Raw genomic sequence first — 7,367 nt, 5'->3', positions numbered from 1 at the left:
GGTATAAATAATCCTAAAATAATAATGCCATTTGAGAAGGATAATTGTACACATGTTTGGCATTTATTTGTAATTAGAACTGAATATAGAACTGAACTTCAAAACTATTTAAATAGACATGGTATTAACACTTTGATTCATTACCCGATTCCTATTCATCTTCAACTTTCCTATCAGGAATTTGGATATAGAAAAGGAAGTTTTCCTTTAGCTGAAAAAATTTCTCAAGAGGTATTGAGCTTACCTATATGGTACGGAATGAGTGAAGATGAAATATATTATGTTATAGAAACGGTAAATTCATTTTCATAAATGTTGATTACTTTAAGAAATTTAGATGAGATAAATTTGCTAATTTTCAAAGAAAATTAATAGAGTTAAGATTAAAGATTAGTCATTAACATTTCGTGTGTAAATAAAATTAAATAGATTATTTTCTTACTATGCTATTCATAGGTTTTGATTTTTCTAAGGAGGATATTATGAAAGGCATAATCCTAGCAGGTGGCACAGGCTCACGCCTATACCCCCTAACAAAAGTAACAAATAAACATTTACTTCCGGTTGGAAGATATCCCATGATATATCATGCTATTTTCAAATTAGTTGAAGCAGATATTAAAGATATTTTGATTGTAACAGGAAAAGAGCATATGGGCGATGTTGTCAATTTACTTGGCAGCGGATCAGAGTTTGGTGTTACCTTTACTTATAAAGTGCAAGATCAGGCTGGTGGTATTGCACAAGCTCTGAGTCTCTGTGAAACATTTGTTGGAACAGATAATATGACCGTTATTCTTGGGGATAATGTGTTTTCTGATAATATTGCTAAATATATATACAAGTATAACCAGCAAGGTGACGGAGCAAAAATTTTAATTAAAGAAGTAGCTGATCCACAAAGATTTGGTGTCCCAGAATTAGAAGGTACTATTATTAAAAGTATAGAAGAGAAACCAAAGCATCCAAAAAGTAATTATGCGGTAACGGGTATTTATATGTTTGATTCGTCAGTATTTGATATTATTCGCGGTCTTAAGCCTTCCAATAGAGGAGAGCTGGAGATTACGGATGTTAATAATGCCTACATTGAAAAGGGCTCTCTTACTTATGATGTTATGTCAGGCTGGTGGACGGATGCAGGTACTCATCACTCTCTATTTAAGGCAAACGAACTTGCTGTAAATACAGATCTTGGCGAGTATTTTAATGTATATATGAAGCTATAAGGGTGTTTAATATGGAGATTATTAATACGAAATTCCCTGATGTGAAAATCCTTTGTCCAAAAGTTCATGATGATCATCGAGGATTTTTTATGGAATCCTACAACGAATCTTTATTGGAAAAAGTGGGATTAAATAATAAATTTGTTCAAGATAATCAGTCTCTGTCAAAAGAATCTGGAACAATTAGGGGATTACACTATCAGTTAAATCCAAAGGCACAAACAAAGTTGGTGCGGGTGTTGAGTGGAGCTGTGTATGACGTTGTTCTAGATATAAGAAAAAATTCACCAACTTTTGGACAATGGGAAGGATTTATTTTGTCAGAAAATAATTTTCGCCAATTACTTGTACCAAAAGGATTTGCCCATGGTTTTTGTACTCTTGTTCCAAATACACAAATTTTTTATAAGGTGGATGAATATTATTCGCCTGAACATGATCGTGGTATTTTGTGGAGTGACCCTGAATTGAATATATCGTGGCCTCTTTCAAACCCAATATTATCAAATAAGGACGAGAATTGGCCGGTGTTAAAAAATGCCGAATTAAACTTTTAAGGGGTTATATTAGTGAATATTCTAGTAGCAGGTGGAGCGGGGTTTATTGGGAGCAATTTTGTTCGATATATGCTGGATAGTTATCCGGAATATCAAATAATTAATTATGACCTTCTGACTTACGCTGGTAATTTAGAAAACCTTATAGATTATGAGAACCGAAAGAACTATTTCTTTATTAAGGGAGATATCCAAAACAAGGAACTTCTTCAATATGTAGTTCAAAAGCACAATGTAAACGTCATTATTAACTTTGCAGCTGAATCACATGTAGACAGAAGTATTTCTGATCCTGGGATTTTTGTTAAGACGAATGTTTTAGGAACTCAAGTTCTTTTGGAAGTGGCTAAAGAGAATAATATTGAGAAATACCTGCAAATTTCTACAGATGAAGTATATGGATCATTGGGTGAGAATGGTTTTTTCGTAGAAACTACTCCTCTTTCACCTAATAGCCCTTATTCAGCTAGTAAAGCAAGTGCGGATTTGTTAGTTCAAGCGTACTATGAGACTTACGGGTTAAATGTTAACATTACAAGATGTTCTAATAATTACGGTCCATTTCATTTTCCTGAAAAGTTAATCCCTCTTATAGTCACTAACGCTTTAGAAGATAAAAGTCTGCCAGTATATGGGGACGGAAAAAATGTTCGAGACTGGCTTCATGTTTTTGATCATTGTTCTGCAATTAATTTAGTGTTGCATAATGGAAAATCTGGAGAAGTATATAACATTGGCGGTCATAATGAGGAGCAAAATATTGAGGTAGTTAAGGAAATATTAAATATTTTAGAAAAACCACATAGCTTGATTCAATTTATTGAAGACCGAGCAGGCCATGATCGAAGATACGCAATTGACGCAACAAAAATAAGAGATGAGCTAGGTTGGAAACCAGTTTATGACTTTGAAAAGGGATTACTTGAAACAGTAAACTGGTACTTAAATAATAAAACTTGGTGGAATAGAATTAAATCAGGTGAATATCACCGATACTATGAAACTCAATATGGTGCTTTCTTATGAATATAGGAAAAGTCTTGATTACTGGTGGGGCAGGCCAATTAGGCTCAGATATTGAGGAGGTTTTGCTTAAACAGCAATATCAAGTTTATTCTTTTTCGAAGATAGAACTGGATGTAACGAACTATGAACAAGTTGTAGAGACGATTATTAGGATAATGCCTGACGTTGTAATTCATTCTGCGGCATATACAAAAGTAGATTTAGCGGAAGAAATGCAGGAAGCTGCATATTTAATTAACGCTATTGGTACAAGGAATATAGCTGTAGCATGTGAAAAAATACAGGCTAAGATGGTTTATATTAGTACGGATTATGTCTTTGATGGGAATAAACTAGGGAAGTATAACGAATTTGATACCCCAAATCCAATAAATGTTTATGGAAGTTCAAAATTTGCTGGTGAAAATATGGTCAAGGATTTTCATAGCCAATATTTTATTGTTCGTACTTCTTGGCTTTATGGGAAAAATGGAAATAACTTTGTTAATACAATGTTAAATCTTGCTGAAAAGGGCGTACAAATTAAAGTCGTAAATGATCAAGTGGGCTCACCGACCAATACTTTAGATGTCGCAACAAAGGTTTCAGAGCTGATCAAAACAAAATTATATGGTATTTACCATATCACTAATTCAGGTGAGTGCACCTGGTTTGAATTTGCTGGAAAAATATTTGAACTCGCTCAAAAAAACGTAGACCTAGTGCCTGTGAGTTCGGTGGAGTTTGTTCAAAAGGCAAATCGACCAAAAAACTCTGTTTTAGATCATATGGGTTTAAGGTTAAATAATTTTACTGGGATGAGGGACTGGAGAGAAGCTTTGGAAGATTATTTTAGCAGCATAAATAGAAAGCTGTAAGCTGTAAATCCTTTTATCTTCTTAATACTTCGGTAATTTAGGTAAAGAACCTTTATTAACTTTTAACGCAAAACAAAAGGTCTTTAAATTTATTTAGCTGTGGAGCAATTTCGCATCCACAGCTTTTTTCATAATTAGATAGAATACTATTCAATTAAGGGATTGAAGAATATTTATAATGGTATGTTAATAATAACTAGTTTTATCCAATTCAAGATATTAAAATAAAGTCGATATTAAAGACAACAGTTGTATTTAAGGAGAACAAAATGCAAAACATTTCTTTAGTCATGATCGTGAAAGATGAAGAGGAAAACTTAGGTGCTTGTCTAGACTCAGTAGAAAGTTATGTAAGTGAGATCATAATTGTAGATACTGGTTCTACTGATAATACGTTAGAAATAGCAAGGGATTACGGCGCAAAAGTCTATGAATATACTTGGACAAATGATTTCGCTTCTGCACGCAATTTTGCGTTGTCTAAATCCACGTCTGACTGGAATTTGATTCTTGATGCAGATGAGCAAATTATGAGTTGGGATAAAGATAAAGTAAATAGCTTGCTTCAAGACAAACATTTCATAGGGAAAGTTAATATTAAAAGCAATTTTTTGCAAAATAATGAAGAACGGTATTCGCAACTATATATTTCTCGATTGATACCAAAAGGAGCTTATTATTCTGGGAAAATACATGAGCAGGTTGTATCTAATTTGCCTCGAATTGAGCTGCCTATTGATGTATTCCATACGGGTTATTTTCAAACAGATAAATCAGGGCGTAATCTCACAATTTTAAAGGAAGAGCTTTCTAATCATCCAAGGAATGCTTATATCTTATTTCAGCTTGCTAGACAATATAAAACAATGAGTCTCTATCAGGATGCAGCCCATTTTTTTAAGAGAAGTTATGAAGTAGCTGATCGTTCAGAGGGATACTTTACAGATTTGGTCGTCAATTATATTTATACATTAATTGAATTGAAGCAATACTACCCTGCTTTTGAAATTATTGACCAAATGAATGTACCTTTAGGGAACAGTCCTGATTATCAGTTTGTTTGTGGAATCTTTTATATGAATTTTGTGTTAAGTGATACGGCTAAGAATATTGATTTTCTTCCTCTCATCGAGAGATCCTATTTAATTTGTCTTGCATTGGGAGAGCGAAATGAAAGAGAGATTGTTCTAGGAACATGCTCGTTCCTTGCGGCTTATAATCTGGGAGTCTACTATGAAATGTTTAATCAAAAGGATAAGGCGATATATTTCTATGAAATTTCTGCAGGCCATAACTATATACCTGCAAAAAGCAGATTAATAGCCCTTAAATAGTAAATATATTGCAAAATGATCCGATGTAATAAGTAGAAAAAATAGTAGGGGGATAAAAATGGGCTCTGTTGATTTAATTTCCAGATCTTCCAATGATAATATTAGCTTTGAAAGTAATAAATCTGCAAGAGGTCAGGGGCAACAATCACACATCTTAGAACAGCAGCCTGAGAATAATATAGAAAAAGCTATACAAGAAAAGGATTTAAAGCAAGTTGTGACAGATATAAACCAAGTTTTAGGAAATACTCATACTTCTTTAAAGTATATGTATCACGAAAAACTACAGAAGTATTATGTAACTCTTATAAATGATGAAACAAAGGAAACGGTAAGGGAAATACCTCCTAAGAAGCTGTTAGATATGTACGCATCGATGAAGGAGTACTTAGGTTTATTCGTAGATAATAAGATTTAATGGAGGTGCCCGAAATGATGAATAATACGATGAGAATTACTGGATTTGCATCTGGTCTTGATACAAATCAAATAATAAAAGATTTAATGAATGCGGAGCGTGCTCCGTTAAATAAATTATTTAAGAAAAAAGAATGGCTGTCATGGCAGCGTGATGCTTATAGAGATGTTAATCTTGAACTTAGCGCCTTTCAAAAAAAAGTAGATAAATTAAGATTTTCAAGTGATTTTAATGGGTTTAAGGCGACTTCCTCTAATACAGTTAATGCATTGGTTTCTTCAAGAAGCAATGCGATACAAGGGTCGTATGAATTGGAAATTAAGCAATTGGCTGAAACTGCTAAAATTAAATCAGGTTCTGTCATTAACAATGAAGCCGGCAAAGCTGCAAAGGGGACAGACAAAGTAATACCACAAGGGCAAGGTGACTCAACTTTTGAGATCAAGGCTGCAAACGGAACAGCAACAATCACTGTTACTGAAAATGATACTTTTGCTTCCTTGGCTAGTAAAATAGGATCAGCAACTGATTCGACTGGAAAATCTTTGGGATTGAGAGCGTCCTTTGATGAAGCAACATCCAGTTTTGTCATTACTACAAAGGATATGGGAAAAGACCAAAGTATTGAGTTAACCGATTTGACAGGTTCTACAAATGTTGCTTCACTAATTTTTAATGGATCGTCTGCTGCTAGCCCTGCCTCTCCTCCGTATAAAGCCGAAGGAAAGAATGCGGAAATTAAATTTGACGGAACTGTAATTGATAATTTAACCACAAATAAGGTAACTGTATACGGTGTGGATTTGACGCTTCTAAAAGCAGGGACTACTACAACAATTAATGTCGACTCCGATACAGAGTCCATTTTCAACAAAATTAAAGACTTTGTCGAAAGTTATAATTCTTTGATCGATAGTTTAAATTCGAAAGTGAAATCGCCTCGAAATCGGGAATATCAGCCCTTAACAGATGAGGAAAGAGAAAGTTTATCTGAAAAAGAAGCTGAGAAGTGGGACGAAAAGGCTAAACAAGGTTTACTATACAATGATCAAATTATTAGAGATTCTTTAACCAATCTTAGAGGAAAGATGTATAATACAGTTTCGGGAATACCGAATGGCCAGCTGAAAATGCTATCTGAAATTGGTATTACGTCAGCTTTCATGTCCTTAGATGGGAAATTAGAAATCGACGAAGATAAATTAAAAGAAGCAATTGCCAACAATCCAGATGCAGTAGAAAGGCTATTTACAAGCAATGATGGGATTGCTTCTAGAGTTTATAATGAAGTAGGTAGATCGATAGACAGTTTAAACAAAAAGGCAGGACGCTCAAACACCGCGGTAAATCTTGATATTAGCTCGCTTGGTAGCTCGATAAAAGATGTTTCCGTTCAAATGAAAACTTGGGAAGATAAACTGAAGACGATCGAAAATCGCTATTGGAAGCAATTTACGGCTATGGAGCAAGCGATTAATAAGATGAATGCACAAAGTAGTTCCATATTTGGAATGATAGGTTAAAATAAGAGGCTACACTAAATTTTAGGAGGATATTTTAAACATGCAGAAACAATTTGAGACTTATCAACAGAACGCTGTTTTAACTGCTTCTCCTGGTGAATTGACACTTATGCTTTATAATGGTTGCTTAAAATTCTTGAACCTAGCGAAAAAAGCTGTTCAAGATAACAATATTGAAGCCAAGCATACCAATCTTTCAAAAGCACAAAATATTATTTCAGAGCTGATAGTAACTCTCAATTTTGATTATCCTATTTCAAAGGAAATGAGAAGGCTATATGACTATATGAATCGCAGATTAATAGAAGCTAATATAAAGAATGATTTAGATATCATTAGTGAAGTAGAAGGGTTAGTTACGGAATTCCGTGATGCTTGGAAGGAAGTAATAATCATCAATCGAAAGAAACAATATAGTACAAG

The 7,367-nt window shown here is 33.9% G+C and carries 9 protein-coding genes; all 9 read left to right on the top strand.

What is annotated here, in order from left to right; translation table 11 throughout:
* Positions 1-312: DegT/DnrJ/EryC1/StrS family aminotransferase (locus V7149_RS19085; RefSeq protein WP_335347181.1), on the top strand; the 312-nt coding region annotated here is incomplete at its 5' end.
* Positions 313-482: 170 nt separating this feature from the next.
* The gene (locus tag V7149_RS19080) at positions 483-1,229 is read left to right on the top strand and encodes a sugar phosphate nucleotidyltransferase (RefSeq protein WP_335347180.1); all 747 of its coding nucleotides are present in this window, start codon (positions 483-485) and stop codon (positions 1,227-1,229) included.
* A gap of 11 nt (positions 1,230-1,240) precedes the next feature.
* Positions 1,241-1,786: a dTDP-4-dehydrorhamnose 3,5-epimerase gene (gene rfbC, locus V7149_RS19075; protein ID WP_335347179.1), complete on the top strand. Its 546-nt coding sequence runs from the start codon at positions 1,241-1,243 to the stop codon at positions 1,784-1,786.
* Between the two features lie 12 nt (positions 1,787-1,798).
* A complete protein-coding gene (rfbB, locus tag V7149_RS19070) occupies positions 1,799-2,812 on the top strand; it encodes a dTDP-glucose 4,6-dehydratase (RefSeq protein ID WP_335347178.1) in 1,014 nt (337 codons plus the stop codon).
* Positions 2,809-3,669, top strand: coding sequence for a dTDP-4-dehydrorhamnose reductase (rfbD, locus tag V7149_RS19065; RefSeq protein WP_335347177.1), 861 nt, complete (start codon positions 2,809-2,811; stop codon positions 3,667-3,669). The genes rfbB and rfbD overlap by 4 nt, the downstream gene beginning before the upstream one ends.
* Before the next feature lie 269 nt (positions 3,670-3,938).
* Positions 3,939-5,003: a glycosyltransferase family 2 protein gene (locus V7149_RS19060; RefSeq protein WP_335347176.1), complete on the top strand. Its 1,065-nt coding sequence runs from the start codon at positions 3,939-3,941 to the stop codon at positions 5,001-5,003.
* A gap of 58 nt (positions 5,004-5,061) precedes the next feature.
* Positions 5,062-5,421, top strand: coding sequence for a flagellar protein FlaG (flaG, locus tag V7149_RS19055; protein WP_335347175.1), 360 nt, complete (start codon positions 5,062-5,064; stop codon positions 5,419-5,421).
* A gap of 14 nt (positions 5,422-5,435) precedes the next feature.
* On the top strand, positions 5,436-6,944 hold the full coding sequence (gene fliD / locus V7149_RS19050) for a flagellar filament capping protein FliD (protein WP_335347174.1): 1,509 nt from the start codon (positions 5,436-5,438) through the stop codon (positions 6,942-6,944).
* Positions 6,945-6,984: 40 nt separating this feature from the next.
* Positions 6,985-7,367: flagellar export chaperone FliS (gene fliS / locus V7149_RS19045; protein ID WP_335347173.1), on the top strand; the 383-nt coding region annotated here is incomplete at its 3' end.

The sequence above is a fragment of the Bacillus sp. JJ1503 genome (assembly GCF_036965125.1).
In the GTDB taxonomy this organism is placed as follows: domain Bacteria; phylum Bacillota; class Bacilli; order Bacillales; family Cytobacillaceae; genus Cytobacillus.
The sequence above is the reverse complement of the archived record's forward strand: the minus strand, read 5'-3'. Positions and strand labels throughout refer to the sequence as shown.